Origin of the sequence: Dysgonomonas sp. 520 (assembly GCF_010501095.1) — a bacterium.
Taxonomy (GTDB): Bacteria; Bacteroidota; Bacteroidia; order Bacteroidales; family Dysgonomonadaceae; genus QVMP01.
Genome location: NZ_QVMP01000053.1, coordinates 1 through 2,486 on the forward strand (window position 1 = coordinate 1; position 2,486 = coordinate 2,486).

Below are 2,486 nucleotides of genomic sequence, written 5' to 3' on the forward strand. Positions count from 1 at the left end.
GTAGGCTAAGCACCCAGCGCCTTATCGCATTACTGCGGTAGGTTTCCGAGCACTCGCCCCCGAACCGGACTTACACATTCCTGCGTATCCGGCTCTCCACTAATTTTGTCAATCTAAATTGTACCTGAATGACGATATCCGTGACAACTTCTGCACAACGCAATAGTTTTGCGTTTGCGTGCAATCATCATCCGTTCCCAACTCTCTTTGCCTTCAAGGTTTTTGAGCTTGTTGGTGTGGTGCATGATTAAGTCGTCTTTAGCTCCGCACAATTCGCATTGTTTCGCTTTTAGCCTATCCGTTAGATTGGTTCGGCTCGCGTCACCGATTGAGTACGGTTGCAGGTCGTAATTCATGTCAAACGCCGTTGTTCGGCGTTGAAAACTTGCCTTGTAAAAGTTCCGAGATTTGATAACCCCTTTCTGTTCAAACTTCACTACAAATCGTCCATCTTGGCGGTATTTCTTGTTGATTTTCCGCACAGAACTTTTGTATTTGCCTGCGAATGTTTTATACATACTGTACTCCATAATGAATCTGAAGTTGTGCAGTAGTACACAGTTGTTGGCAATCAGGTAATAGTTACAAAATCCCACTAACTCCCGATTGTATCGGTCGAGGATTTCAAGGTCATCGTTATAAATCAGCCCTGAACGGCATTTGGGTTTCCAAACTTCTTTTCCGTTGCGGAGTTTTATTTCCATTGCTCCGTACTCCAAAAGTTTGTTCCTTAGCGTGTTCATGCTGACGTTAAGGCGTACACGGTTTCCGTAGGTACGTCTTAAACGACCTCTCACATCTCTGCGTTGATGATTGTCTCTACTTACCGTTATTTCATATCCGAGAAACTTTGCTGCCTTACTCGTATGAGTAATTAGCGTTTTCTCATCGGACAGTTTGAGGGCAAGGGTTTCAGATAAGAAAGATTTTATATTTTCCTTAATCTTGCTTGCATCCTCTTTACTGCCGATTACGCCTAACATAAAGTCATCGGCGTATCGGATGTATTTGAGGCGACGGTAGTTTTCGTCCATCTCATCACCGCTTGAAAATGCGGTACGTTCCTGTTCGATAGCTTTAAGCCTTGCGAGCAAAGCCATCTTCTCGGTTTCGTCTTTTACAGACTTCAGTTTTCGCACAACCCGTTTTCTTTCGTTTTCAAATTCGCTACGTTCTTTGCTCGGTTTGCGTTTTCCCCCTTTGTCGAAGTTTCGGATATACTCTTTCACGTACTTGTCTAATCTGTCGAGGTATATATTAGCCAGTATAGGACTGACAATACCCCCTTGCGGCGTTCCGCTGTAAGTCTTGTGAAATTCCCAATCTTCTACATATCCTGCGTTCAGGAATTTTCGGATCAGGCGTAGGAAGCGTTCATCTGATATGCGTTCTCTTAGGGTGTTAATCATAACATCGTGATTGATGTTGTCGAAGAATCCCTTAATGTCGCCCTCGATAAACCATTTCGCTCCGCTGAATGTCTTTTGGACTTGCAGTAGTGCAGTATGGCAACTTCGCTTTGGTCTGAAACCGTGAGAGGTGTATTCAAAATGCCCCTCATAAATGGCTTCCAAAATCATGCGTGTTACTTCTTGCACCAGCTTATCTTCAAAAGCAGGTATTCCTAAAGGGCGTGTTTTTCCGTTTTTCTTCGGAATATGCACCCTACGCGAAGGATGGGGCTTATAGCTTTCGTCCTTCAACGAAGCTATTAGCTTCTCAATCCGTGCAAGACTCATGTTGTCAATACTGTGACCGTCAGGACCTTTTGTCATACAGCCATCATTTGATGCTATCTTTTGATAGGCTGTATAGAACATCTCTTCATTGAACAGAATACGGTAGAGGCGTTCAAACTTGTAGTTTGAAGCCTTGCTGTGTTCGTTCAGACTGTTTAATACTTTTTCTGGATTTCTCATGTCTCTCACATTTTCCTTTAATTGTATTAATAAAAATTAGCTGCTTCCCTTTGCCATGTACAGGGCGTTACCCTGCTCGGACTACTACGGAAGCTCCGTTACCATACCGAATATTCATAGGGCTGAAACCTAATAGCCTTGCGGCGTTTCGGGTTAGGTAATCCCCGTTTACTTACTTAGTAACTATTAGCGTGATAGATTGTCGGATACGATTTCCGTCCTTTCCCATTTATTATGGTTGCCCTGCGATAAGTTCTTGCTTTCTTCGTATCTATTCACCGAAGAAGTATCACAGTGTGACGTTGGTAGTTATCTTCCGTCACAGCCTCAAGTAGAGCGACTCGGACTGTCGTTCAAACAGTTTGGTCTTTATCCTCATATCTATCATTTCATCTTGCCACTCAGTAGCAGTTTGATAACTAACTGACTTGTGACTTTACCGACATGCTACACTCCCTGTCTGGTTTCCCTTTCAGATAAGTCGGTTGATGATAAGTTTTTCAAAGAACACTTACTTAATCCCTTGCTAATGGGACGTTTACTAAGCAGCTTTTACGGGCGCACACA

Annotated in this window: 1 protein-coding gene; it reads right to left on the reverse strand. The window is 43.3% G+C overall.

What is annotated here, in order from left to right; genetic code table 11:
* Nucleotides 1-113: 113 nt before the first annotated feature.
* A complete protein-coding gene (locus tag D0T56_RS16445) occupies nt 114-1,919 on the reverse strand; it encodes a reverse transcriptase/maturase family protein (RefSeq protein ID WP_163321255.1) in 1,806 nt (601 codons plus the stop codon).
* Between the last annotated feature and the right edge of the window lie 567 nt (nt 1,920-2,486).

Coding starts and splice junctions, on each gene's coding strand:
- D0T56_RS16445 (WP_163321255.1), bottom strand. CDS start 1,919: ATGAGAAATCCAGAAAAAGTATTAAACAGTCTGAACGAACACAGCAAG.